The sequence below is a fragment of the Negativibacillus massiliensis genome (assembly GCF_900148495.1).
GTDB classification, from domain to species: Bacteria; Bacillota; Clostridia; order Oscillospirales; family Ruminococcaceae; genus Negativibacillus; species Negativibacillus massiliensis.
This window is the reverse complement of sequence record NZ_FTRU01000008.1, coordinates 1,566,613-1,591,773: the sequence shown is the minus strand read 5'-3', so window position 1 is coordinate 1,591,773 and position 25,161 is coordinate 1,566,613. Positions and strand designations below refer to the sequence as shown.

The following is a 25,161-nucleotide window of genomic DNA, read 5'->3' as shown; positions in this document are numbered from 1 at the left end:
GGATGTGCTTTTTCGGCACATCCTTTTTTAGAAGGAGAAAAAGATGTTAGAAGTATGCTTTGACCTTTCCGTGGAAGGGTTGTTAAAATCGGCAAAAAATAAATTTCTTGGCAATGACCAAGGAAGAGTACTTTCATTAGCCTTTGCATTATCGCTTGGAAATATTGCGGATTTTCCGGATTTTGAAAGTCGAAAAGAAGTGTTTGAGCATTTAAACGAACTGAGCCCATGGCGGGATGAAGAAAGAATGTATCTGGAAAAACAATTTAAAAATAGAGAAGATCTTTTTCAGTTATCAAAGACAGAACCAGTAAGGCTTTGGGTGGATAAAACGGCGGACAGTTTGTGTGGATTCCTTTCCATTGCAGAATTGTTGTACCAAGCAGAATCACAAGTCAGCATGGTTTTTCTTCCATTTTGGGAGGAAAGTGAGGGAGGGATTGTTTGTTATAAAGGTTGGGGAGAAGTCGAATCACAGAGATTGCCGGAGTATCTGATGCAGGAAAGAAAATTATCCCAAACACAGCTTCAAAGTCTTTCTTGTATATGGAAAACGCTTCAAAGAGAAAATGCACCGCTCCGTGTCTTTTTGGGAGGGAAAATATTAGGGGTAGATGATTGTTTTTATGATCATTTCATTCTGAAAAGGCTTACAAAAGAGATGCGTGTATCAGAGCTGATTGTTTCAACTTTGGTAAATTTTGATTTTTCTATCGGCGATGGTTTTATTGCACAAAGAATCCATTCTATGATCAAAGATGGACAGATAAAATTGATACAGGAAGATGCAGAAAATTTTTATCAAATGGTAATTTGCAAAAAATCAATTTAAAAGATAAGCTCTAAGACAAAACATAACCCAAAACCGATTGCAGTGGGGAGCAGAAAAGCAAGAGAAGTCCATTTGAGACTTTTGGTTTCCTTCCATATGGTCAGGCAGGTGGTGGAGCAGGGCCAATGAAACAAAAACAGGATAGTGACTGCGATTGCAGTTTGTACAGTCCAGCCGTTTGCAAGCAAAAGGCTGTGCAGTGCCGTCAGATTTTCTGTTTCCATCAGGACACTGCTTTGCAGATACCCCATCATGATCAGAGGAAACACAATTTCGTTTGCGGGGAATCCGAGGATAAAGGCAAGCAGGATAACCCCATCAATTCCAAAAGCTTGAGCAAAAGGGTCCAGAAAGCTGGAAAGGATGAACAGCAGGCTTTCTCCATCAATAGTGAAGTTTGCAAGCAGCCAGATCAAAAGTCCGGCAGGAGCGGCAACAGCGGCAGCACGACCCAATACAAACAAAGTTCTGTCAAAGACAGAGCGAACGATTACTTTGCCTATTTGTGGGCGGCGATAGGGTGGAAGCTCAAGCGCAAAGGAAGAGGCTTCCCCTTTTAGGACGGTTTGAGAAAGTAATCGGGAGGAAAGAAAGGTCATACCAATCGAAAGAAGAATCCATAATGTAAGTGCAGCAGAGGACAACAAAGAATGAAATATCCCCTGACCGACCACAAAAAACATAGAAATCAGGGCAATCAGAGAGGGAAATCTTCCGTTGCAGGGCACCAGGTTGTTTGTCAGAATGGCGATCAATCTTTCTCTGGGGGAATCGATGATGCGGCATCCAACAACACCGGCAGCGTTGCAGCCAAATCCCATACACATAGTTAGTGCCTGTTTGCCGCAGGCATTTGCTTTTTGAAAACAGTGATCCAGATTAAATGCAACGCGTGGAAGATAGCCAAAGTCTTCCAGCAGGGTAAAGAGAGGGAAAAAAATCGCCATTGGCGGGAGCATAACCGAAACGACCCAGGCAAGGACACGGTAAACACCCAGGACCAGCATATCATGAAGCCACTGAGGAGCGTGCAAAAAGACAAAAAAGTCGCTGAGCCTTTCCTGAAACCAGAACAGGAGGTTTGAGAGTAAAGCGGAAGGATAGTTTGCTCCGGTGATGGTGAGCCAGAATACCAGAAAGAGCAGAAGCAGCATAACCGGTATCCCTGTTTTAGGACTGAGAAAGATGTGGTCCAGCTTGCGGTCAAACTCACGAGAGGAGTTGGGAGCAGTAAAAACGCAGGCAGAGCAGATTTGCTCTGCACGATGAACCAGGGAAAAAACGATTTTGTCTCGAAGTGATTGGTCGGTGTAACCCGCCTGATGTAATGTATCAAGAGCAGAGGAAATCTGAGAGTTAATCTGGCTGTTTTCTGTCAGGGGAATGCCGTTTTGGTCGGTAAGGTGTTCTATAATCTGGGAATCAGGACAAAGTAAGCGCAGTGCGGTCCATCTTACCGGAAGATGAGGCGGCAAAACAGGCTCCAGTGACTGACACAGGGAGGATAGAACATTCTCAATATCCCTTGGAAGTGGTGCGGGGGTAGTGTTTATATTGGGAGCAGGATTTTTTGCAACCACGAGGATAGTTTCCAGCAGATTTTCCAATCCTTTTTTGTCCCGGGCAGTCGTTTGGATAACAGGGATTCCCAGTTTTTTGGAAAGAAGATTTGTGTCAATATAAATCTTCTTCTTTTTTGCTTCATCCATCAAATTTAAGCAGAGAATGGTTTTAGGCGTGATTTCCAGCACCTGCAGAACCAGATTGAGGTTTCGTTCCAGACAGGTCGCATCGCAGACAACGACGGCAGCATCGCTTTTTCCAAAGCAGATAAAATCCCTTGCAACGACCTCTTCCGGGGAATGGGCCATGATGGAGTAGGTGCCAGGCAGATCGACAAAAAGGTATCCCTGGCCATGATATTCGCATCGTCCACAGGCATTGGAAACGGTTTTTCCAGGCCAGTTTCCAGTGTGCTGGTGCATTCCGGTCAAGGCATTAAAGATAGTGCTTTTGCCGACGTTGGGATTTCCAGCGAGGGCGATAATCAGATCGTCTGGTTCTTCTTTTTGAATCGACAGCTCACGAGCAGAGCAGGCAGCAGAACCTCCAGTTGAGTCGAATGTAAGTCCCATAGTAAAAATCCTTTCAGCATCATCAGCATAGTTTGATTAGAATTTTTTGGGAATCGGTTTGCCGCAGAGCGATAGCGGCTCCGCGGACAGAGTAGGCACAGGGATCACCGAAAGCACTTTGATAAAGACATGAAACACAGGTCCCGGGAATGAGACCAAGATCCTGTAAGCGGCGGCGCATTTCACCAGAAAGAAGCAGGTCAGATACCTGTCCTTTCTGGCCTTCTCGAAGTTTGGAAAGTGGTAAAGTTGCAGAAGAGGACATAACGAAAACTCCTTTTATTCTAAAGTGGATTGAGATATCGTGCAGATTGCAGAAAGCTGTTTTATTCTATTCACGTCAGAACAAAAAGGTGAGAGAGAATGGACAATCTGCACAGAATTGAGGGAAGGCATTTCGTTTAACTGGAACAGCTTACAAATTGAGTAAAAAAGATGAAAATGATTTGTAAATAATAAAAAATAGAAGTATAATGGAAGCACGTTAAAAATGTCGAAAAAGGAGAGCGGTTATGGCAGAAATCAAAAATGTATCGACAGAAAATATCTATCGGTTGGATGGAAGGGTGCCGATTTTAAAGGCAATTCCGTTTGGCCTTCAGCACATTCTGGCGATGTTTGTTTCAAATCTTACCCCGATCACCATCATTGGCGCAGCTTCTGGGCTGGATAATGCACAGATTGCAATTTTATTACAGAACGCAATGTTTATTGCGGGTATTGCAACCCTGATCCAGCTTTATCCATTGTGGAGAATCGGCTCCAGACTCCCGATTGTCATGGGTGTCAGCTTTACGTTTGTTACAATTTTGAGTTATGTCGGCAGTACATACGGTTATGAAACGATGGTCGGCGCCGTGCTGGTCGGAGGTTTTGTAGAAGGTACTTTGGGTCTGCTTGCCAAGTATTGGAAAAAGATCATCACACCGGTTGTAGCAGCATCGGTTGTTACCGCAATCGGCTACTCTCTGTTTACCGTTGGTACCCGCTCGTTTGGTGGCGGATATACACCGGAGTTTGGTTCGGCACAAAATCTTCTTCTGGGTTCCATTACGCTGGTAACCTGTCTGGTATTCAATATTCTGGCAAAAGGATACTGGAAACAGCTTTCGGTTCTGGCAGGTCTGGTTGTGGGATATCTGTGTGCGATGATGATGGGTGTTATCGACCTGTCTCAGATCTTTTCCGGCGGGCTTTTCTCTCTGCCGCATCTTTTCCCATACGTTCCAAAGTTTAATATCGGTGCAATCCTTTCGGTAACCATTATCTTTATGGTATCTGCAGCAGAAACAATCGGTGATACAACCGCTATGGTTTCCGGCGGTTTAAACCGCGAGATTGAGCTCAGAGAAATTTCCGGTTCTCTTGCATGTGATGGTTATGCAAGCTCGCTGTCTGCCCTGTTTGGTTGTCCTCCGGTTACCTCGTTCAGCCAGAACGTTGGTTTGATCAACATGACCAAGGTTGTCAACCGCTTTACCATTATGACTGGTGCGGTCTGCATGATCCTTGCAGGTCTGCTGCCGCCAATCGGAAACTTCTTTGCAAGTCTTCCAGAGTCGGTTTTGGGTGGATGTACCCTTATGATGTTCGGTACCATCACAGTCAGCGGTATCCAGATGATTTCCAAAGCAGGTTTTTCTCAGCGCAACATTACCATCGTGGCACTGTCTCTGGCAGTCGGTATTGGTTTTACCTCTGCAAGCGAAATGGATATCTGGCACATTTTCCCTCAGGTGATTCAGGATGTATTTGCAGCAAACTGCGTAGCGGTCGTATTTGTTGTTTCAATCGTTCTCAGCCTCATCCTTCCAAAGAATATGGATATTGTGACAACACAGAATAAGGACTAAAAGAAAACGCTCCATTGTTTTAACAATGGAGCGTTTGTTAGTTTGCACTGCTGGGAGAAAAGTCGGATACGACCACCTTAAAATTTTCCTGTGGGAAAGAAATTTCCAATAATTCTGCATCGGTGGGATTTAGTTTTGCAGAAAAGGCAGGCTCTTCCTCACCGCCGGGCAGGGATAGGGTAAGGATGCCATCCTCTGTCTGGGAGGAAAGTCCCTGCATCGAAGTGATGGTTTCCAGAGCCTGTAAGAACAAACCGGCACCGGAAGACTCAAACAGCTGATCATTTGAGATGCTGGAAGAAATCCCGCGGTAGCAGACTGTCACCTTTCCATCGGAGAGTGTGAGCTCAAATCCATCCAGAGAAGGAGGAGAACTGAAGCGGAAGGTACAGTCCCCAATATAGCGCTGTTCAAACTGGGCAGCAGACTGAAAATCACCGTACTCCATCGAAAGATTTGCCGTAAATCCACCGGAGAGGTTGGCAGCAATACGGGAAAGATCCTGCGCAGATGCTTCATCGGAAGAAGAGGAAAACTTCTGAAACAGGAAGATGGAACCGATCACGACCAAAAGGGCCAGCAGTACCGCAATCAGCTTTTTGGGTACAAAAAAACGGGACAACATTTGCATCATAAAACCGCCTCCTGAACAAGAAAAATCAGTGCGGATTGCAAACTGTCCCGTTTTTTATGATCGAATTTTATCGAATATGTTCCTTAAAAAGTCTGCCCAGATCAATGAGAATATCATCCGGCTGCATGAAGTACTCGGACATCCGTTCTACACATCGATCAGCAGCAGCACCGTGCAGATAAACCGCACTGACAGCGGCATCAAACGGCTGCATTCCCTGAGAGATGAGCGAAGCGAGGATTCCGGTTAAAACATCGCCGCTTCCAGCTTTTGCAAGTCCGGGATTTCCGGTCTGATTGATGAAGGTACGACCATCTGCCGAAGCGATGATGGTGTGTGCGCCCTTTAAAACGATGGTTGCCTTTAACTGGGCAGCCAGTTCCTGTGCGCACAGCAGCGGTGCTTTTTGAATCTCGCTGACCGAAGTCTGGCAAATTCTTGCCATTTCTCCAAAGTGCGGGGTCAGAACAACAGGACATTTTGCATCCGCTACTATGGATATGTCCATAGCAAGGTTGTTTATGCCGTCTGCATCAATAATAACAGGACATTTTGCAAGATAAAGAACCTCTTCCAAAATGCCGCGCTGGCGCTGACCGGTTCCCATGCCGCAGCCGATGGAAACAGCCGAAACGCCGTTTAAGGCACTGGCAACGTCCGAAGCATTCTCGATAAAGCAGAATGGGGACTGTACCAGACTTGGAGCAACGATAGGATAAATTGCCTGCGGAACCGCAGTAACCACATAACCGGCACCGCTTCTCAAAGCAGCAGTGGAGGAAAGAATGGCCGCACCGGTGCAGCCAACGCCGCCCGCGATATTGAGCAATTTCCCGGTAGAGGTTTTGTGAGCATTATCCTCTTTGACCGGGATTTTGGAGTAAACAAATTCATCGTCGGTGACAAAGTGATTCTGTTCGACGTCCACATAGGAAAGAGGATCAATTCCGATTGGAGCGAGGGTAACCTGTCCGAGATTTGGAAGATATTTCGGAAGCATATGTGCAGGCTTGTAGCTGTCAAAGGCGATGGTAAAGTCAGCCTGAACTGCATCCTGAGCAGCTTCTCCGGTATCACAGTTAACGCCGCTTGGGATATCCAGCGAAAATACTGCTGCGATCGCGGAGTTGATCATTGAGCAGACCTGACGGCGACGAACGTCCATTTCTCCGTGGAATCCACTGCCAAATACAGCATCGATAATGACGTCAACGTCAGCTAAAGCAGAGTTTACCAGTTCCAGATCATCCTCGAAGGAGAGGACAGTCAGTTCCATCATGCGGGCAATGTGCAGCATCTTTGCAGCGTCATCAGTTTTTGGTTCTCCGTCAGTCAGGACGATGGTGACATTGGCACCAAGTTCGCTTAATTTTCGGGCAACAACAAATCCGTCACCGCCATTATTGCCTTTTCCGCTGAAGACAACGCAGTTTAATCCATTTACGTCATGCAGGGTCTGTGCAATAAACTGAGCAGCAGCGCATCCGGCGTTTTCCATCAGGCGCAGATAGCTCATCTGGTATTGAATCGAGTTTTGCTCGATTTGTTTCATCTGTTTGGATGTCACAATTCTCATGTGTTCATATCCTTTCTATTGGGGTCAACGCGCCATTTCACAAATAAGCTCGGCGCAAAAGTATTCTGATTTGATTATAGCAACTTTTCCCCGTACAAACAAGCAGAATTTATCGATTGGAGACAAAAGGTTACTGTGGTTTTCTTGCAAATACTTTGGCAGAAAGAATATACTGCCCAACGGTAAGTTCGCCGCCCCACTTTTCTTCATACTCCTTGGAAACCGGTTCGGTACGGATGGAGATATCACAGAATCCAGCCATGCGGACAATTTTTTCGAGTTCTTCGACCGAAGAAGCACCCGACACTCAGCAGGCATACATTTTATCATCCTGCTTGATTTCTTTTGGGAGTTCTTTCATGATGACAATATCGGAAATCCCAATGCTGCCGCCCGGTTTTAATACGCGAAGAATCTCGCGGTATACGCGGGCCTTGTTCTGCGAAAGATTGATCACACAGTTTGAGATAACAACATCGGCAAGGTTATCTGCAGCTGGAAGATTTTCGATCTCTCCCAAGCGAAATTCCACATTTCGGTAGCGGTTTTCTTTTGCAATCTGGCGGGAAAGGGAGAGCATCTCCGGTGTCATATCGACACCGATTACCTTGCCTCTTCTGCCAACTTTGTGGGAAGCAAGAAAACAGTCAAAACCAGCGCCGCTGCCAAGGTCAATGAGGGTGTCGCCTTCTTTGACTGGAACGATATGAAATGGATTTCCGCAGCCAAGTCCCATATTTGCTTTTTCTGGAACAAGGCTGATCTCCTCTTCGGAATAGCCAATACTGGAGCTGACAGTCTGTTCATCCTGCGAAGCAAACAGGATGGTATCCTCCTTGCCCTGTGCAATATCGGAATAGCTTTGGCGAACAAAATCGGTTTTATTATTCATGAAGTTTCTCCTTTAAATTAGAGTAAAAGTTTTCCAGATCCTGTTATAGCTCTGCAAGATCGGACGGGTCGATCAGTGGAATCAGGTTGATGACGGGTTCTTCGTACGGATGGATGTTTTTGATTACCTGCACAGCCTTCTTCGCAAGTTCTGCCGGGCAGTACAGTTCCATCTTGATTTCTTCATCCTGACTGATTTTACCGACCTCGCCGGAAAAAGGGTTGCTTCCTTCCAGAGGACGCCAGCAGCCTTTGCTGTTCTGAAAGGAGATGACGTGATCATAATTTCCGACATGGCAGGCTCCAATCTGGTTTAAGGCGTCGCGCAGCTCAATGACATACTGGGGTGGGGTATAGATTTCAATTTTCAGGTTTTTTACTTCCAGTTTCATTTTTTCCCTTCTTCCCGAAACTTTTAATATCCTAAAGATTGTACCACAAAAATACAGACTGCCGCAATGCAATTTCCGGCAGAAAAGGGCGGCGGTTTTGGAAAAAAGAGAAAAATCACCGAAAAACAGACCGGATTTTTGGAAATAACTCTTGCAACAAAAGGAAAGTTGTGCTATCCTATGGATAAAATCGCATAAAAACGCAAGGAACAGGATCAGTAGTATCGGGAAAACTTCTTTTCAGAGAGCGTGTGTCACAGGCTGAAAGCCACGCAGAAGACCGGGTATGAAATTTCACCTGGGAGCGGTCTTTCTGAATCAAAGTAGGAAAGAACGGAGGGCACCGTTATATGCAGAATGAAGATGCCGGAGCATAGTCCGGAATGTGGGTGGTACCGCGGAAAGTAATGCTTTTCGTCCCTGTGCTGTACAGATGCAGCAAAGGGCGAAGAGCTTTTTTTATGCGGTAAATCCGGTAAGAAAAAATACCGGATCAGGACAGAACAGGAAAGGAATGAGATACAAATGAAAGCTCAGTTGGAAGCAATCGAAAAGAAAGCATTTGAAGAACTGACTGCCGCACAGGATTTAAAGGATCTGGATGCAGTCAGAGTAAAGTATCTTGGTAAAAAGGGAGAGCTGACCGCAATCTTGAAACAGATGGGCAAACTCTCCGCAGAGGAACGTCCGGTAATCGGTCAGCTTGCAAACCAGGTTCGTGCACAGATCGAGGAAAGACTGGAAGAAACCAAGACAAATCTGGAAGCACACCTTCTGGATCAGCGCCTTGCAACCGAGACATTGGATGTTACCATGCCGGGCAAACGCAGCGTTCTGGGCAAAAAACATCCAATCACCATCGTTCTCGATGAGCTGAAAGAGATCTTCATCGGTATGGGATTTGATGTTGCACAGGGACCAGAGGTAGAGCTTGACTACTATAACTTCGAGGCACTCAATATTCCAAAAGATCATCCTGCAAGAGATACACAGGATACCTTCTATATCAACGACAATGTGGTACTGAGAACCCAGACTTCCCCAATTCAGATCCGTGTTATGGAAAAACAGAAACCACCGATTCGCATTATTGCTCCTGGTCGTGTTTACCGTTCGGATGCATTGGACGCAACCCATTCTCCACTGTTCCATCAAGTAGAGGGTCTGGTTGTTGACAAGAACATCACCATGGCGGATCTGAAAGGTACTCTGGAAGTATTTGTAAAACGTCTGTATGGAGAAGAATCGGTTGTTCGTTTCAGACCACATCACTTCCCATTTACCGAGCCATCCGCAGAGCTGGATGTACAGTGCTTTAACTGTCACGGCGAAGGCTGCCGTCTGTGTAAAGGTGAAGGCTGGATCGAAATTCTTGGATGCGGTATGGTTCATCCAAAGGTACTGGAAAACTGTGGAATCGATCCAGAAGAATACAGCGGTTTTGCATTTGGTATGGGTCTGGAACGTCTGGTTATGAGACGTTACAACATCGATGACCTGCGTCTCTTCTACGAAAACGACGCTCGTTTCCTCAATCAGTTCTAGGCGGCATGATGCCGCGCCCTGTTCGCCTACGGCGCAAAGACAGGCAGTTTGAAGGGAAAAATAAAGTTTTTGTAGTTGAAAACAGATTTTCAACTGGCTTTTTGTACACAAAAGTTTGTGGGAGTACGGGGGCAAAGCCCCTGTGACACAATCAGAAAGGCAAGAAAACGATACATACAGGAAGCGTTCGATGTTGGGTGTACATCAGTACCCTGCCTATGGTGAGTGTCACACCACAACAGGAAAGGAATGATATAGTATGAATCTTTCGATGAGATGGCTGAAAGATTATGTAGATATTGGAAATGTTTCGATGAGAGACTTTTCTGAAGCAATGAGTATGTCCGGTTCCAAAGTAGAGGGCTGGGAAACTGAATTTGAAGGTGTTAAAAATGTGGTTGTCGGCAAAATCCTGTCGGTAGAACCTCATCCAGATTCTGACCATCTGGTTATTTGCCAGCTGGATGTTGCACAGGGAGAACCAGTACAGATCGTAACAGGTGCTTCTAACGTACATGCAGGAGATTTGGTTCCAGTAGCTCTGCACAAATCAAAACTGCCAAATGGCGTTGAAATTACTAAAGGTAAGCTCAGAGGTGTTATGTCTAACGGCATGATGTGTTCTCTGGGTGAGCTCAACCTCACAAAAGGTGATTTCCCATACGCAATCGAGAATGGCATCTTCCTGATTGAGGAAGGCTGCAAACCAGGTCAGGACATCGCTTCCGCAATCGGCTGCAACGATACCTGTGTTGAGTTTGAAATCACACCAAACCGCCCTGACTGCCTGTCTGTTATCGGTCTGGCAAGAGAAGTTGCAGTTACCTTTGATAAACCAATCAACCTGCACACACCGGTTGTAAAAGGCTGCGGCGGCAATATCAACGATTATCTCTCGGTAGAGGTTCAGAATAAAGAACTCTGTCAGAGATACGTTGCACGTGTTGTAAAAAATGTTAAGATCGGACCATCCCCACGTTGGATGAGAGAAAGACTTCGTGCAAGCGGTGTTCGTCCAATCGACAATATCGTAGATATCACAAACTACGTTATGCTCGAGTACGGTCAGCCAATGCATGCATTCGATATTGAATATGTAAAAGGAAACAAGATCATTGTCCGCAACGCACTTAGCGGTGAAACTCTGACCACTCTGGACGGAGTAGAAAGAAACCTGACCGAAGATATGCTGGTTATTGCAGATGCAGAAAAAGCTTCTGCAGTTGCTGGTGTTATGGGTGGCGAGTACAGCGGTATCAACGAAGGAACCCACACTGTAGTATTTGAATCTGCATGCTTTAAAGGAAGCTCGGTTCGTGTTACCGCAAAGAAACTTGGTATGAGAACCGAATCCTCCAGCCGTTTTGAAAAAGGTCTGGACCCACAGAACTGTCTGCCAGCGATCATGCGTGCTTGCGAGCTGGTTGAAATGCTGGGTGCAGGTGAAGTGGTTGATGGCGTTATCGATATTGACAACTCCGGTTATAAGCCAACTGTTCTTCATCTGGATGCTGAATGGACCAACCGCTTCCTCGGAACTGACATTCCAGAAGAAAGAATGAAGAAGATCCTCAGCGACCTGCATTTTGGTGTAAACGGCAACGAAATCATCGTTCCTTCTTTCCGCGGCGACGTTGAGCACAAAGCAGACGTTGCAGAAGAGATCGCACGTTTCTACGGATACAACAATATCCCAACCACAACCGCAAAGGGAAGCCCACAAGGCAAACTCAGTGAATACCAGAAATTTGAGCGTACAGTAAACCAGACCATGCTGGCACAGGGACTGTACGAAATCATGACCTATTCTTTTGTTAGCCCAAAACAGTATGATAAAATCCGTCTGCCAAAGGATGACCCAAGACGCAAATCGGTTGTTATCTTAAACCCACTGGGCGAGGACACCAGCATCATGCGTACCAATGCAATTCCATCCATGATGGATATCCTGTCCAAAAACTATAACAACAGAAATGGTGCTGTTTCCCTGTACGAAATCGGTAACGAATATATTCCGGTTGACGGTGAGCTGCTGCCGGATGAAGTTCCAAACTTGGTACTGGGTATGTACGGCGAGGATAAAGATTTCTTCACACTCAAAGGTGTTGTAGAAAACCTGCTGGATGTTCTGGGCATCGAAGACTATGATGTTACCGCATGTAGCGATAACCCAACCTTCCATCCGGGACGCTGTGCAATCCTCTCCAAAGGCGGAGAAGAATTTGGTATCATCGGTGAAGTTCATCCTCTGGTTTGCCAGAACTATGACATCAATACCCGTGTTTACACCGGTAAGCTCAATATGAACACCCTGTTTGCCCTGATGAACGATGAAAAGACCTATGTTCCAATGCCAAAATTCCCGGCATCCACCCGTGACCTGGCTCTGCTGTGTGATGACAGTCTGCCAGTACTGACCATGGAAAAAGCAATCAAGAATGCTGCTGGAAAGATTCTGGAAAAGGTTGAACTGTTCGACGTTTACAAGGGCAGCCAGATTGAAGCAGGCAAGAAGAGTGTTGCATTCAACATTACCATGCGTGCAGCAGACCGCACTCTGACCGATGAGGAAGTTGGTTCTGCAATGAACAAGATCCTCAAAGCAATGGAAGAACTGGGCGCTCAGATCCGCTCCTAGCAGGCTGAGCCTGCACGCTGTTTCGCGCTTTGGTTTTATGCGAAATGGTGGTTTCAGCACGCGGCGTTCGCTCGTGTTAACACACTCGCTCGTTTGAGAATGGAGCAAAGCGACTTTTTGCTGCGGTAGATGGAAATTCCATTCTTTGGGAAAAATCAAAAACAAAACAAAACTCCGGCTTTTGGGCCGGAGTTTTGCTGCATCTTGGAAAGAGAACGAGGAAAGGAGGAAAAATAAAGTGTCTGATACAAAAGAAAAATATTGGGATTTTATCTGGAATCAACCAGATTTACCGGAAAAAATAAAATCTGCTTTCAGTGTAAAAAAATTTGATAAACAAAAAATACTGGATATTTTGAAGAAGGAAAATAAGAAAACGATTTGTGATGCAGGGTGTGGATTTGGAATGTATGCCTTGTACTTTGCAAAGTATGGGTTTCAAGTATCTGGATTTGATGTATCTCAAAAAGCCGTTACAGCTGCACAAAAAATATTGCAGGAAAACAATTTCCTGTTTGACTCCTTTGTTGTTTCATCCATTACAGATGTTCATTTTGAAGATCATCGTTTTGATGCTGTTTTTTCTAATTCTGTGCTGGATCATATGATGCTTTGTGATGCCCAAAAGGGTATCGCCGAGCTTGAAAGAATTACAAAAGAAGATGGTATTATTTATCTGTCTTTTGATATTCTGGATGAAGAAGATGAACGTTTGCCGCATGAAATTTTACCAGATGGAAGTTATCAATATACACAAGGAAACAGATCCGGTATGATTTTATATCCTCACACAGAAGAAAGTGTGCGCGAATTTGTAAAAGGGCATGAAATTCTTTTTATGGATTGCAGCAATGGACAGATTGAAGTAATCTATCGAAACAGATAAACCTTATTTGACTCTGTACAAAGCCGGAGGTTTGTTGTATTCTTGTATCAGTAAAAATGTGATGCCCTGAGTTTGGGAAAGAAAGGAAGTCTTTTCATGCTAACTTTGGAATTTGAGGAACACAGAACGAACGAACAGGGAAAAGAACAGTTTGAGGAATATGACTGGTGGAAGGAGCTTGTCAGAAAAGCTGCTGAAAAAGCAGACTCTTTCCAGCTTCGTTGCTGGGAAGATGAGAAAGAGGGCATTGCCTTCGGAGAAAAATTTGGTACGAAGCAGGAAAGCAGCACCAAAGAGCTTGTATTTACTGGAACAGTAACGGAGCAGATGATGGATGAGCTGACAGAAAACTGTGTGGGCAGTGATGGATGTTTAAAATATTTTACGATTGCTTTTTATACAGGAAATCAGCTTATTTTTGAGAGTGCGCACTATGGCTATGAAATTTACTGGCTGCATACTGGTTTTGCCGAGATGGGCTTTATGATGACCCTTGCAAAAAATCATCCGCTCATCAAAGGATTTCATAATCAGAAAGATTAATGGGATAGATAAGAGAAGATCCCGGACCTCTTCTTTTGGCAAAAAGAGATCCGGGATTTTTATTTTCCATATTATTTTTTTACCTGCTGAAAGGTGCCCCATCCATCCATTTCCAGTGGGATGATGTTGGAATGGGTGTAGTGAATGATGCTGTCCAGACGCTTCTGTTCGTCCTTAGAGTGCAGGACAAAAGAAATGCCTTCCTTTTTAGCGCGTCCGGTTCGTCCGATCCGGTGAAGGTATGAGTCATTGTCTGGGGTGATATCGTAGTTAAAAACTACCTGAATATCGCTGACATCAATGCCGCGGGCAGCAACATCGGTCGCAACCAGAATATCGATAGCTCCGGACTTGTATTCCTCCATAATTTTGTTTCGTTCCGACTGACGCATATCTCCATGCAGACAAGCGGTATTGAGCCCGCTTGCGTACAACTGTTCAGCAACCATACCGGTGGTATATTTGGTGTTGCAGAAGACAATGGCGCGTGTTACCTCAAACTGCTTCATCAGCCGAAGGATAATCTCGATCTTTTCACGTCCGATGCACTGGATGCTGTACTGGTCGATCTTCGGTTCACTTTCCTGTACTGGCAGAACAGTGATTTCCTCCGGATCACGCTGGTAAAGCCATCCGATGTCCATAACTTCGCGGGAAATGGTAGCAGAAAACATACACATCTGTTTTAGATTTTTAAGGCTGTCCAGAATTTTGCGGACATCCTTGTAAAAGCCCATGTCCAGCATTTTGTCCGCTTCATCCAGAACCGCTGTGGAGACTGCCTGAAGGGAAAGAGCCCGGTGCTGCATCAGGTCAAGCAGACGTCCTGGGGTGGCAATCAGAATCTGTGGATTCTTGCGAAGCTGCTGTTTCTGGCGTTCCATCGACTGACCACCGTAGACAACGACCGTTTTGACCTGGGGCAAAAAGCGGGTCAGATTGCGGATATCATCGCAGATCTGGGTAGCAAGCTCGCGGGTCGGGGCAAGAACGATTGCCTGGATTTGTGGCAAATCAGGGTCAATGTGCTCAATCACCGGGATTCCAAAAGCACAGGTTTTTCCGGTTCCGGTCGGAGCTTTGGCAATCAAATCTTTTCCGGCAAGCATGACAGGAATTGCTTTTTGTTGAATCTCGGTCATCTGTGTAAAGCCCAATTCTTCGGTGGCTTTGATGATAGCCTCCGAGATAGGGAGGGATGCAAAGGTATTTTCCATAAGGGTCACGCTCCAAAATATGAAATTGTACTGGTTTCTTTTATGTAATGGTAGTATTATTATAACATAATCCAAACGAAGTGAAAAGTAAGGGGGAAAGTGGATTGGAAGAGACACAGGCGCGACATATCCTGTACCGAAAAAAGGATACCGGCTGGTTTGGAAGCGACTACAACTTTAATCTATATCGGGGTTGTCCGCATGGGTGTATCTACTGTGACAGTAGAAGTCAGTGTTATGGAATAACCGATTTTTCCAAAGTCCGTGTCAAAAAGGACGCACTTTCCATTCTACATGCAGAGCTTCGATCCTGCCGCAAAACCGGAGTGGCAGCGACAGGTTCTATGTCAGACCCGTATAATCCTATGGAAAGGCAGTATGAGTTTACCCGAAGTGCACTCAAACTTCTGGATGCCTATGGATTTGGCACAGCGATTGCAACCAAGGGCAGCCTGGTAACAAGGGATATTGATGTGTTATCCTCCATCCAAAGTCATTCTCCAGTTATCGTGAAGATTACAGTGACAACCCCGCATGATGAATTGTCCCGATGGATTGAGCCTTGTGCGCCATCTTCCTCTCAACGTCTGGAGGCGTTGCATACCCTTTCCAAATCAGGGATTTTTGCAGGTGTTCTTTTAATGCCAGTGCTGCCATTTCTGGAAGATCGGGAAGAAGATATCAAAATGCTGGTAAAGCTTTGTGCTGAAAAGGGAGCGAAATTTGTTTATCCTTATTTTGGAGTGACCTTGCGGGATCGGCAAAGGGAATATTTTTTAGCAAAGGTACGGGAATATTCTCAGGACATCTGGAAGCGGTATCTGGATTATGAGGAAGATTATTCCTGTTTGTGCCCAAATCACAGAACTTTATGGGCAGTGTTTGAGCAAGAGTGTAGAAAATACGGAATTTTGTGGAGAATGAAAGATATCATTCAGGCTTATCAGAAGCCATACGAGATGCAGCAGCTCAGTTTGCTGTAAAATCAAGGGGAGTGAACAGAATGTTTCGAGCAATGAGAAGAGAAAAACAGCAGTTATCAAACAGGGAAGCGGTAAGAATTCTGGAACAGGGAAAGACAGGCATTCTCGCGGTAATTTCAGAGAACGGATACCCTTATACGGTACCGCTTAATTATGTTTATTATGATGGCAAAATCTATTTTCATTCAGCCAAAAGCGGACATAAGATAGATGCAATCCGTGATTGTGAAAAAGTATCTTTCTGTGTGATTTCCAAGGATGATGTCATCAAAGAAAAGCTGACCACCGCTTATGAAAGTGCGATTGTTTTTGGCAGAGCGAGAATTCTGACCGAGGAGCAGGAAATTGTGGAGGCAGCTAAGCGTTTTTCTCTTAAGTACAATGAAGATGAGGAACTTGCAGAGCGGGAAATTAAAAACTATTGGAATAGCCTTTGTTGTGTGGAAATCGCAATTGATCATCTGACAGCAAAAGCTGGTTTGGAACTGATGGGACAAAAATAAAAAGCAGATTCCTAAAATGCATCTATGAGATAAATCAACATATGAAATTGTTACCTTTCTATTTCGCAGGACATATGAAACTTTTTAGACAAAATAAAAGAAATATGCTATAATAAAACATTTATAAGGGAAGGAGAGATTGAATGGCGAAGCAACCGTATTCTTTTGAGAGTAAGATACATATTTACAGAGCAACGAAACGAATGACGCAACAGGAACTTGCTGATTTAGTCGGTGTGTCCCGTCAGACAATTATGCAGCTTGAACGGAATCGTTATAATCCCTCCATGTTATTAGCGTATAGTATTGCAAAAGTATTTGATGTGACGATTGAAGATTTATTTGATTTTAAGGTGGAAGAAAAATGATAGAGTTGTTATCGTCGATTATTAGCAATGAAATGGTGTTCAAAGTAGGAACGTGGTATTGTATACCGATTACCATTGCGGTAATTGTATTGTTCTTTGTGAAGACGTCACGGGACGAAAGAGGACGGGCTATCATCGGAAAAGCCAGTATCATTTCTACAATCGCATTTATCGTTTTAATCAATATCTATGCCAAATTATCAGATGAACTAATCGTTGATTATTTGACAATGGCTTGTTCTATTCAATGGATCTACAATATTGTGTTGACTATAGAAATTGCTGCTATCTTGATATATAAGAGAATCGAATAGTGAAAGAGCCTTTTTCTTAAAGAAACATCATCCGATTTGTCCATAGCATACATATCAAGGAGAATAATAATGTCAGATGGATTTCTTTATTTAATAATTCAATTGTTACGAGGTTAGTTTCTATTAGCAGTCTATCATATCGGCTTTTTTGTCTACGACTGTACTTGACAGCAAACGTTTCCGTTTTGATAGTGAGAAAAATGAAAAATTAAGTTTGTTACTGCTATCTTCTATTAGTAAAGGAAGATGGCAATATTTTTATTTTATAATGTAAGAAATATATTGCATTTTGAATGAGGTATGTTATACTGGTGATAGATTAATTTTGTAAAGGAGGGCCATTAAAATGCCTGCTGAAAAATTTGTCCATGATTTTGTAAAAGATGCTGGTTATACCCCAATTCCAGATCGTGCAATTATTGTGACCTATGCTCCTGCTAATTTGAGTGATAAGATTGCTCGATTCTTCTCTAATGAATTCTTTGCTTTGCAGATGTGTGAAAATTCTCTGGTACTTTTACCCTTTGGCAGAATGTCTATGATACTGAAAAAAGATATTGTGTTGGAGATTCCATATGATCGTATCCACAGGGTGGAAGTTCGAGAGGATATGCTCAACTATTGTATTGAACTGGATACGGATGAAGGTCTAATAGCTCTTTCTACCCAGCAGAAAGAACTGAATGAGTGGAGACACTCTGGCACTTTGTCAGTGGGTATGAGTGGATTTGGCTCAGGTGTGACCAGTGAAGGTGTAACCAAAAAGACAAATTGGCATCGAGCTAATTTGGATGCTACATTGGAAGATTTGAAAAAACTGGGCAATAAAAATTAGAAATCTAAATGGTGAGTTGTACCATATTTTTGTGAATAGCACTCAGTTAAGGAACAGGCTACTTTGTATCCAATTCAGATTGTTTTGTAAAATGAAAAAGGGGAGACAGCAAGAATGCTGTCTCCCCTTTTGGGAAGATATTATTTTTCCTGATTTTCCGGAATTTTTCGCAGAAGGACATAGCCGACTACAAAGAGTAACAACAACCCCAAAATACCGTAAGTGGAGGAGCCCAAAACCAAAGCACAGAAAGACATGATCATCGGACCGAAGAAATCAGCAAATTTTCCGAAAATATCAAAAAATCCAAAATATTCGTTCGATTCGTTCTTTGGAATCAGACGTCCAAAATAGGAACGGGAAAGAGACTGAATTCCGCCTTGTGCCATGCCGACAACGACAGCCAGTACCCAGAATTCCCACGCTTTGTCCAGCTGATAGCCGAAAATACAAATACCGCAGTAAATGAGGATAGAGACACGGATAACTTTTAAAGTGCCGACTTTTTCTGCCAGATTTCCGGCAAAGATCGCACATGGGAAGGCGATAAACTGAGTGAGCAGCAGCGCCAGAATCATATTGGTGTCGCTGATGCCGACCTCACCGCCGTAAGTGGTTGCCATCGAGATGATAGTGTACACACCGTCGATATAGCAGAAATAAGCGATGATAAAATAAAGGACAGAAGGATTTTTGCGAATTTTCTTTAAAGTTTGTCCAATACGGGAAAGAGCGTGGCTGACCTGATTGGAACGATTTTCCAGATAGTGTGTCTGGTGGACGTTTTTCAGAAGTGGAATGGTCAATCCAACCCACCACAGCGCGGTGATGACAAAGGAAATCTGAGTAGCGGCCTGGGTGGACAGTCCGAAAGGACGAACCAGAATCAACAGAATACCGATGATGAATGGAATACAGCTTCCGATATAGCCGAGTGCGTAACCATAAGAGGAGATGCGGTCCATTCGGTCGTCCGCGGTGACATCGACCAGCATGGAATCATAAAAGATGTTGCACGCGCTGTAACCGATTCGGGTGATTACAAAGAGAATCATGTAGGAAATCCAGTTTCCGGAAAAGGAAAGCAGCAGCAATCCAATGACACCGACAACCAGAAACAAAGAAAACATTTTTTTCTTCATTCCCTTGTAATCGGCAAGCGCTCCGAGAAAAGGGGAAAGTACTGCCAGAATCAAGACAGCGACAGAAGTTGTCAGTGCCCAGATTCCGGAAGCGGTAGAAGCGGAAACGTCCTGTTCTGCCAGCGAACGGAAGAAGATAGGAATGGTGGTGGAGATCAGCATGGTAAAAGCGGAATTTGCCACATCGTACAAAATCCAGCTCTTTTCCGGCTTGGTAAATTTTGACATAAAAAGCCTCCTGTTGGATCAAACATAATGTCTTAAAAGTGATACCTGTTACATAAAATAAAGGATTTTTCCGAATGTGTCAAGAATGAGAATGTTAAACCCAGGACAAATTTTGAAAAGGACAAAGAAAAAGTGAACTGTTACGATAATATTTATGGAAAACTTCCAAAAACATTAAGAATCAGAAAAAATCCTCTTTTATCTGGTTAAAGTCAGTGTTAAAATGATAACAAGAAGATTGATCGATAAAATCGATGATTTTAAATTCAGAAAGGAAGGGCAGGATATGAAACTTTATATTTCGGTTGATATGGAAGGTCTGGCGGGAATTACCCACTGGAAGGATGAAACCGAGGAAAGAGAGCGTTTCCGCAAGGCAATGAACCAGCAGGTAGAGTGGGTGCTGGACGGCATTGCACAGAGCAAACGCAACGCGGAAATCACACACATTATGATTGCAGATTCTCATGGCGGCGGTGAAAACCTTTCCTATGATCTGCTCAGTGAAAAGGATTCCAGAGTTTGGCTGATCAGCGGAAGTCCTCGTCCACAGTACATGATGCCGGCAATGGACGACAGCTTTGATCTGGTTTTCTTTGTGGGTTATCATGGCGGTGCAGGTGAGCTTGCAAGCTCTATGGACCACACCTATTCGGGTGCATCGGTACAGAATGTATTCATCAACGGTAAACTGATGAATGAGGCTACGATCAATGCAGCTTATGCGGGTATTGTAAACAAGGCGCCGGTCGGATTGGTAATCGGTGATTCTGCTTTGGAGCGTCAGCTGAAAACAGACGGTATGATGCCTTGGGTTGAGTATGTCAGCACCAAAGAATCGCTGGCAAGATTTGCAGCAATGTACAAACCAAAACAGCTGATTCGGGAAGAAACCATTGCAGCAGTCAAAAAGGTACTGGACAGCGATTATACCAAGCTTCCTCTGTATACCTTTGAAGCTCCATATCACTGCCATATCGATTTAGCAACCTCTTCCAAGTGTGATGTAATCCAGCAGATGCCGGGAATCAAACGTGTTGGCGGCCGCAGCCTGGAGTTCACAAGCAGTGATTATACTGAAATGTTTGATGCAATCCATGGTATTGCAAGCATGGGACGCATTGCTTACTGCTAATAGTGAATGATATTTACAGAATAACTTTTTACAGATAAGCCAGCCTGACAGCTTCAGGCTGGCTTCCTGTTGGGCAAAACAGAGTGAAAGGAGCAGACACATTGAAAAAGGCACTGATTGTAGTGGATTATCAGAACGATTTTGTTGATGGTGCGCTGGGATTTGAAAAAGCCCCTTCGCTGGAACCTGTCATTGTGGAAAAAATCACCCGTGCAAGGGAAGAAGGAATCGAAGTCCTTTTTACCTTTGATACCCATACAGAAAACTATTTGCAGACCCAGGAAGGTAAAAATCTTCCAATTCCTCACTGTATTCAGGGAAGCGAAGGCTGGAAGCTGTTTGGAAAAGTATCACAAATGGTGCAGCCGCAGGACAGATGCTTTTATAAGCCATGTTTTGGTTCGTGGGAGCTTGCAGAATATGCAAGAGAACGAAATTTTGAGCAGATGGAACTGTGTGGTCTGGTCTCCAACATCTGTGTGCTGTCCAACGCAGCTTTGCTTAAAGCAGCACTGCCGGAAGCAGAAATTCTGGTGGACGCAAAGGCAACAGCAAGCTTTGATGAGAGCATGAACGAAAAGGTTCTGGATATTTTGTCTGGAATTCAGGTTAAGGTAATAAACCGATAGGGGAATGTTTCTTTTGCCAATCATGTGGAAAAAGAAAACAGATATTTAATTTGTGTTGATAAAAAAATTATAATAGAGGATTTTAAAAAGTAAGGAGAGAGAACGATGATTTATTTTCATTGTGACTATGTAGAAGGCGGACATCCAAAAATTCTGGAAAGAATGGTACAGACCAACATGGAACAGCTTCCGGGTTACAGCACAGACCATTACTGTGACACAGCTCGTCAGCTGATTCGTGAAGCGTGTGGCAGAGAGGATGCTGACGTCCATTTCCTGGTAGGAGGAACCCAGACAAACCTGATTGCGATTTCTTCTATTCTGCGCCCATATCAGGGTGTTATCGCAGCATATGATGGACACATTGCATGCCATGAGACCGGTGCAATTGAAGCAACTGGTCACAAGGTTCTGCCGATTCCATGCAACGAAGGTATCATTACTGGACAGCAGGTGCGGGATTATTATCACAGCCACTTTACCGACAGCATGAGGGAACACACCGTTCAGCCAGGAATGGTTTATGTTTCTTTCCCAACCGAGATGGGAACTTTGTATACCAAAGAAGAACTGACCGATTTGAGCAATGCGTGTCATGAATGCGGCATCCCGCTCTATATTGATGGAGCACGTCTGGGCTATGGCCTTACCAGCCCGAAAACAGACCTTACTTTGAAAGAAATTGCAAATCTGTGCGATATGTTCTACATTGGCGGAACCAAGTGCGGTGCTCTGATGGGAGAAGCTCTGGTAATTTTGAATGATAAACTCAAAGATGGCTTCCGTTACATCATCAAACAGCATGGTGGTCTGCTGGCAAAAGGTCGTTTGCTTGGTCTTCAGTTTGAGACTCTATTTACAGATAACCTGTATTTTGATATTTGCAAACATGCAGTAGAACAGGCAATGCAGATCCGTCATGCATTTGAGGAAAAAGGTGTTGAAATGTACACCGATTCCTACACCAACCAGCAGTTTGTTATCATCCGCGATGACTGGATGCACAAGCTGGCAGAAAAATATACCTTTGAAACCTGGGAAAAATATGATGCAGATCACACCGTTATCCGTTTCTGCACCAGCTGGGCAACAAAGGATGAAAATGTTGCGGCACTGGTTCACGATATCGCAGCACTGTAAACAAAATATCAGATGGAACAAAAGGCATGGACTTTACCATGCCTTTTGTTTGTGTAAGGCGTAAAAATCAGCTTCCTCAAAGGTCTTTGGTGGAAATTTGGTTAAAAACACCGAAAGACATCCCTTTTCCACAGCAAACTTTTTGAGCAAGTGTAAAGGAAAAAGCCTTGACAGAATGGGAAAGCTTTTGTATAATAGCTAAGGTAAGTTCAGTAAAGGTATTTCCCTTTACAGTTTCAAAAGATACCCGATCACAAAAAGGGGAGCTGCATCATGGCAAAAAACCTGGAAATATCGGTGCTGCTGGATTATTACGGTCAGATGCTGACCGAGAAACAGCGGGAAGTGGCGCGGCTTTATTATAACGAAGACCTCTCCCTTGCGGAGATTGCCCAGTTTGCAAACATCACCCGTCAGGGTGTGCGGGACAGCATCAAGCGTGCAGAAAGCACTCTGCTTGAGATGGAAGAACGACTGGGGCTTGCAAGGAAGTTTCGGGATTATCAGAGGAAACTAGAACAGATCACATCCTGTGCCAAAGAGATCGCCTTTGAGGCGGATAAATATGCTCTTGGCAGAAAGATACAGCAGGATGCAAAAAAGATCATGGAACTTGCACGAGAAATAGACGAAGAAACAATTTAAACCGGGAATGGGGGAAAACCAATGGCATTCGAGGGTCTTGCCGAAAAACTCAATCAAGCCTTTAAAAAGCTCCGATCGAAAGGAAAGCTCTCGGAGAATGACGTCAAGGAAGCAATGCGCGAAGTACGTCTGGCGCTGTTGGAAGCGGATGTTAACTACAAGGTTGCAAAAGACTTTGTTAAGAACATCACCGAAAAGGCAGTTGGTGAGGAAGTTCTTTCCAGCCTGACACCGGCTCAGCAGGTAATCAAGATTGTAAGAGATGAACTGACCGAGCTGATGGGTTCCACTGACAGCCGAATCAATTTTTCCTCTAAGATTCCAACCATCATCATGATGTGTGGTCTGCAGGGTTCCGGTAAAACCACCCACTCGGCAAAACTGGCAAAAATGTTCCGCAAGCAGGGCAAACGTCCTCTGCTGGTTGCCTGTGACATTTATCGTCCGGCAGCGATCGAACAGCTGAAAGTTGTCGGTGAGCAGGTAAACACTCCGGTGTTTGAGATGGGAACCATCAGTCCAGTTGAGATCGCAAAGAACGCGATCAAGCATGCGAAGGACTACGGAAATGATATCGTTATCCTCGATACCGCTGGTCGACTGCATATTGATGAACAGCTGATGCAGGAGCTTCAGGACATCAAGTCCGAAGTTCATCCAAATGAGATCCTGCTTGTAATTGACTCGATGACCGGTCAGGACGCAGTTAATGTAGCACAGACCTTTAATGATACCCTCGGTATCGACGGCGTCATCCTCACAAAGCTCGATGGTGATACCCGAGGCGGTGCGGCACTGTCAGTAAGAGCGGTTACCGGAAAGCCGATCAAGTTTGTCGGTATGGGCGAAAAGCTCGACGACCTGGAAGTATTTCATCCGGATCGTATGGCTTCGAGAATTCTGGGCATGGGCGACGTGCTCACCCTGATTGAGAAGGCACAGGATGAAGTGGATGAGCAGAAGGCAATGGAAGTTGCCAAGAAGCTCAAGGAAAATTCTTTTGATATGGAAGACCTGCTCGAACAGATCAAGCAGGTAAGAAATATGGGCCCTTTGGGCAAAATCCTGGAAATGTTCCCAGGAATGTCCGGCAAGATCACTGATGAGACTGCACAGGCAGGCGAACAGGAGATCAAGTATCTGGAAGCGATCATCAATTCGATGACCAAAGCAGAAAGGGCAAACCCAGATATCATCAATCCTGCAAGAAAGAGAAGAATCGCAGCAGGCAGCGGAACCGATGTACCGCGTGTCAACCGTGTTCTCAAGCAGTATAAGCAGATGAAGGAAATGATGAAGCTGCTGGGAGGCAAGGGCAAAAACGGTAAACGCCGCAGAAGAATGCCGCCGTTTAATCCGGCAATGCTTAAAAACATGCCACCAATGTAACATAAGGTTTATCAAATTCCGGAAAAGATTGCATATCAATTCCTCCGGAATTGATATATAGAGTATTTGAAAGGTTCAGGAGGTGACAGAAATGGCTGTTAAAATTAGACTTCGCAGAATGGGTGCTAAAAAAGCTCCTTTCTATCGTATCGTTGTAGCTGATTCCCGTTATCCACGCAACGGTAGATTTATTGAAGAGATCGGTTACTATGATCCGGCACAGACTCCAGCTACCGTTAAGGTTGATGCTGAAAAAGCAAAGAAATGGATGTCTAACGGCGCTCAGCCAACCGACACAGTTCGATCCCTGCTTAAAGCGAACAATATCCTGTAGGAGGTAATCGCAAATGCAGGAACTGATTGTTACTATTGTGAAAGGCCTTGTAGATGATAAGGATGCCGTTTCGGTTACCGTTGATGAACCAAAGGAAGACGGAACAGTTGTTTATCATCTCCATGTTGCAGCTGATGACATGGGCAGAGTAATCGGCAAACAGGGCAGAATTGCAAAAGCAATTCGAACAATTGTAAGATCCGCTGCCGGTAAGGTTGAACAGAAGGTTGCAGTTGAAATCGACTAGGATGGACACTGCAATCCAAATCTGAAAATGGATCATCCGAAAGGGCGCAAGGGCAATTTAGCTCTGGGCGTCCTTTTTTATTGCTTGACATCCGAAATATTTGTGTTAAATTTTTATTAGTATCTTT

At 44.4% G+C, this 25,161-nt stretch carries 26 protein-coding genes and 1 other annotated feature; of the genes, 18 read left to right on the top strand and 8 right to left on the bottom strand.

The window, feature by feature from the left end:
- The first annotated feature begins 43 nt into the window (after positions 1 to 43).
- Positions 44 to 832 (top strand): DUF1835 domain-containing protein, encoded by a 789-nt coding sequence (locus tag BQ5375_RS13515; RefSeq protein WP_022133677.1) that lies wholly within the window; start codon positions 44 to 46, stop codon positions 830 to 832.
- Here BQ5375_RS13515 and feoB read toward each other — a convergent pair.
- Both feoB and BQ5375_RS13505 read right to left on the bottom strand, forming a co-directional pair.
- Positions 829 to 2,967, bottom strand: a complete 2,139-nt coding sequence (gene feoB, locus BQ5375_RS13510; protein WP_022133678.1) for a ferrous iron transport protein B — start codon at positions 2,965 to 2,967, stop codon at positions 829 to 831. The two genes, BQ5375_RS13515 and feoB, sit on opposite strands and share 4 nt — an antisense overlap.
- Positions 2,968 to 2,989: 22 nt before the next feature.
- Entirely contained in the window at positions 2,990 to 3,232 is a 243-nt protein-coding gene (locus tag BQ5375_RS13505) for a FeoA family protein (protein ID WP_022133679.1), read from the bottom strand.
- A 247-nt stretch (positions 3,233 to 3,479) separates the two neighbouring features.
- Between BQ5375_RS13505 and BQ5375_RS13500 the strand changes: the two genes are divergently transcribed.
- Positions 3,480 to 4,820 carry a uracil-xanthine permease family protein gene (locus BQ5375_RS13500; RefSeq protein ID WP_076918072.1) on the top strand — a complete coding sequence of 447 codons (1,341 nt, stop codon included), beginning with the start codon at positions 3,480 to 3,482 and terminating at the stop codon, positions 4,818 to 4,820.
- Positions 4,821 to 4,857: 37 nt separating this feature from the next.
- On the opposite strand, the gene BQ5375_RS13495 is transcribed toward BQ5375_RS13500, so the two are convergent.
- The 4 genes from BQ5375_RS13495 to cutA all read right to left on the bottom strand — a co-directional run bounded on the left by BQ5375_RS13495 (position 4,858) and on the right by cutA (position 8,313).
- Complete coding sequence (locus tag BQ5375_RS13495) at positions 4,858 to 5,454, bottom strand: hypothetical protein (RefSeq protein ID WP_076918071.1); 597 nt, start codon at positions 5,452 to 5,454, stop codon at positions 4,858 to 4,860.
- Positions 5,455 to 5,521: 67 nt separating this feature from the next.
- The gene (locus tag BQ5375_RS13490; RefSeq protein ID WP_022133683.1) at positions 5,522 to 7,030 is read right to left on the bottom strand and encodes a bifunctional ADP-dependent NAD(P)H-hydrate dehydratase/NAD(P)H-hydrate epimerase; all 1,509 of its coding nucleotides are present in this window, start codon (positions 7,028 to 7,030) and stop codon (positions 5,522 to 5,524) included.
- A gap of 130 nt (positions 7,031 to 7,160) precedes the next feature.
- Complete coding sequence (gene arsM, locus BQ5375_RS13485) at positions 7,161 to 7,922, bottom strand: arsenite methyltransferase (RefSeq protein ID WP_159438043.1); 762 nt, start codon at positions 7,920 to 7,922, stop codon at positions 7,161 to 7,163.
- A gap of 43 nt (positions 7,923 to 7,965) precedes the next feature.
- Positions 7,966 to 8,313 (bottom strand): divalent cation tolerance protein CutA, encoded by a 348-nt coding sequence (gene cutA / locus BQ5375_RS13480; protein ID WP_022133685.1) that lies wholly within the window; start codon positions 8,311 to 8,313, stop codon positions 7,966 to 7,968.
- A gap of 196 nt (positions 8,314 to 8,509) precedes the next feature.
- Positions 8,510 to 8,738 (top strand) — a binding site (T-box leader).
- 100 nt (positions 8,739 to 8,838) lie between these two features.
- Here cutA and pheS point away from each other — a divergent pair.
- From pheS to BQ5375_RS13460, 4 genes are all read left to right on the top strand, one after another.
- A complete protein-coding gene (gene pheS, locus BQ5375_RS13475) occupies positions 8,839 to 9,858 on the top strand; it encodes a phenylalanine--tRNA ligase subunit alpha (RefSeq protein ID WP_022133686.1) in 1,020 nt (339 codons plus the stop codon).
- A gap of 259 nt (positions 9,859 to 10,117) precedes the next feature.
- Positions 10,118 to 12,496 carry a phenylalanine--tRNA ligase subunit beta gene (pheT, locus tag BQ5375_RS13470; RefSeq protein ID WP_022133687.1) on the top strand — a complete coding sequence of 793 codons (2,379 nt, stop codon included), beginning with the start codon at positions 10,118 to 10,120 and terminating at the stop codon, positions 12,494 to 12,496.
- Positions 12,497 to 12,641: 145 nt separating this feature from the next.
- A complete protein-coding gene (locus tag BQ5375_RS13465) occupies positions 12,642 to 13,382 on the top strand; it encodes a class I SAM-dependent methyltransferase (protein ID WP_083687636.1) in 741 nt (246 codons plus the stop codon).
- Between the two features lie 96 nt (positions 13,383 to 13,478).
- Positions 13,479 to 13,925 (top strand): hypothetical protein, encoded by a 447-nt coding sequence (locus BQ5375_RS13460; RefSeq protein WP_022133689.1) that lies wholly within the window; start codon positions 13,479 to 13,481, stop codon positions 13,923 to 13,925.
- A 71-nt stretch (positions 13,926 to 13,996) separates the two neighbouring features.
- Here BQ5375_RS13460 and BQ5375_RS13455 read toward each other — a convergent pair whose 3' ends face one another.
- A complete protein-coding gene (locus BQ5375_RS13455) occupies positions 13,997 to 15,142 on the bottom strand; it encodes a DEAD/DEAH box helicase (protein ID WP_076918070.1) in 1,146 nt (381 codons plus the stop codon).
- A gap of 104 nt (positions 15,143 to 15,246) precedes the next feature.
- On the opposite strand from BQ5375_RS13455, the gene BQ5375_RS13450 reads away from it, so the two are divergent.
- The 5 genes from BQ5375_RS13450 (at position 15,247) to BQ5375_RS13430 (ending at position 18,145) form a co-directional block, all read left to right on the top strand.
- Entirely contained in the window at positions 15,247 to 16,125 is an 879-nt protein-coding gene (locus BQ5375_RS13450; protein WP_022133692.1) for an SPL family radical SAM protein, read from the top strand.
- Between the two features lie 20 nt (positions 16,126 to 16,145).
- Complete coding sequence (locus BQ5375_RS13445) at positions 16,146 to 16,628, top strand: pyridoxamine 5'-phosphate oxidase family protein (RefSeq protein ID WP_022133693.1); 483 nt, start codon at positions 16,146 to 16,148, stop codon at positions 16,626 to 16,628.
- A gap of 143 nt (positions 16,629 to 16,771) precedes the next feature.
- On the top strand, positions 16,772 to 16,996 hold the full coding sequence (locus tag BQ5375_RS13440) for a helix-turn-helix transcriptional regulator (protein ID WP_022133694.1): 225 nt from the start codon (positions 16,772 to 16,774) through the stop codon (positions 16,994 to 16,996).
- Positions 16,993 to 17,310 carry a hypothetical protein gene (locus BQ5375_RS13435; protein ID WP_022133695.1) on the top strand — a complete coding sequence of 106 codons (318 nt, stop codon included), beginning with the start codon at positions 16,993 to 16,995 and terminating at the stop codon, positions 17,308 to 17,310. The genes BQ5375_RS13440 and BQ5375_RS13435 overlap by 4 nt, the downstream gene beginning before the upstream one ends.
- Before the next feature lie 346 nt (positions 17,311 to 17,656).
- A complete protein-coding gene (locus BQ5375_RS13430) occupies positions 17,657 to 18,145 on the top strand; it encodes a hypothetical protein (RefSeq protein WP_022133696.1) in 489 nt (162 codons plus the stop codon).
- A 140-nt stretch (positions 18,146 to 18,285) separates the two neighbouring features.
- Here BQ5375_RS13430 and BQ5375_RS13425 read toward each other — a convergent pair whose 3' ends face one another.
- Positions 18,286 to 19,515 (bottom strand): MFS transporter, encoded by a 1,230-nt coding sequence (locus BQ5375_RS13425; protein ID WP_022133697.1) that lies wholly within the window; start codon positions 19,513 to 19,515, stop codon positions 18,286 to 18,288.
- A gap of 286 nt (positions 19,516 to 19,801) precedes the next feature.
- On the opposite strand from BQ5375_RS13425, the gene BQ5375_RS13420 reads away from it, so the two are divergent.
- From BQ5375_RS13420 to BQ5375_RS13390, 7 genes are all read left to right on the top strand, one after another.
- The gene (locus tag BQ5375_RS13420) at positions 19,802 to 20,650 is read left to right on the top strand and encodes a M55 family metallopeptidase (protein ID WP_076918069.1); all 849 of its coding nucleotides are present in this window, start codon (positions 19,802 to 19,804) and stop codon (positions 20,648 to 20,650) included.
- 101 nt (positions 20,651 to 20,751) lie between these two features.
- Positions 20,752 to 21,279, top strand: a complete 528-nt coding sequence (locus BQ5375_RS13415) for a cysteine hydrolase family protein (RefSeq protein ID WP_022133699.1) — start codon at positions 20,752 to 20,754, stop codon at positions 21,277 to 21,279.
- A 105-nt stretch (positions 21,280 to 21,384) separates the two neighbouring features.
- The gene (locus BQ5375_RS13410) at positions 21,385 to 22,419 is read left to right on the top strand and encodes a threonine aldolase family protein (RefSeq protein WP_076918068.1); all 1,035 of its coding nucleotides are present in this window, start codon (positions 21,385 to 21,387) and stop codon (positions 22,417 to 22,419) included.
- 273 nt (positions 22,420 to 22,692) lie between these two features.
- A complete protein-coding gene (ylxM, locus tag BQ5375_RS13405) occupies positions 22,693 to 23,064 on the top strand; it encodes a YlxM family DNA-binding protein (RefSeq protein WP_022133701.1) in 372 nt (123 codons plus the stop codon).
- Between the two features lie 21 nt (positions 23,065 to 23,085).
- Positions 23,086 to 24,453 (top strand): signal recognition particle protein, encoded by a 1,368-nt coding sequence (gene ffh, locus BQ5375_RS13400; RefSeq protein ID WP_022133702.1) that lies wholly within the window; start codon positions 23,086 to 23,088, stop codon positions 24,451 to 24,453.
- 91 nt (positions 24,454 to 24,544) lie between these two features.
- A complete protein-coding gene (gene rpsP / locus BQ5375_RS13395; RefSeq protein WP_022133703.1) occupies positions 24,545 to 24,787 on the top strand; it encodes a 30S ribosomal protein S16 in 243 nt (80 codons plus the stop codon).
- Between the two features lie 13 nt (positions 24,788 to 24,800).
- Complete coding sequence (locus BQ5375_RS13390) at positions 24,801 to 25,034, top strand: KH domain-containing protein (RefSeq protein ID WP_022133704.1); 234 nt, start codon at positions 24,801 to 24,803, stop codon at positions 25,032 to 25,034.
- Positions 25,035 to 25,161 lie beyond the last annotated feature (127 nt).